At 48.2% G+C, this 525-nt stretch carries 1 protein-coding gene; it reads right to left on the reverse strand.

Annotated elements, in window-relative coordinates; all coding sequences use genetic code 11:
• The coding region (locus R7190_RS30510) for a hypothetical protein (protein ID WP_318138296.1) at nucleotides 1-372 on the reverse strand (372 nt) is incomplete at its 3' end.
• Between the last annotated feature and the right edge of the window lie 153 nt (nucleotides 373-525).

A 525-nucleotide genomic window follows, 5' to 3' on the forward strand; every position in this document is an offset into this window, starting at 1 on the left:
ATTTCGGTCCCCTTGTACCAAAGGCTCGACAACCAGCTCTTGAGCTTCGTCCCAGTCGGACACCTTTGCATCACCAAACGCAAAGGCAATTCGCATAGCCACTGTCGGCCTGCCTATTTTCATCAAGTAAGCCGCAGCACCGGCACACATCGACTCTTGTCCCGAAGGTGCATAGTTACCCTCTTCATCCCATTCACCACCTGACTTTGAGTGCACGGTCTTGTGGCAATGAAACGTCGTCATGTCGTTTTCAACGATGTCGTTGATGATGCCTTCTAATCGCCCAGGGGCCAGCTCGATAGCGCCCTCCTTCCGGAATGGACAGTTGGCGCAAGGTTTCTTCAAACGGAGATGATTTGCTTGCTTTGGCATACATATCACTTTTACAGTATCATTTTATGATTCTATGATATAGCCATATTCCGTGTAGTCAATATCTCACTAACAATTACTTTCTATCGGACGCTTACGCGCCCATTTTGGGCAGATAGACAAGTTATTTGGGCGTTTGGGCGTTTGGAGTGT

Source organism: Vibrio sp. 1078-1, from assembly GCF_033340475.1.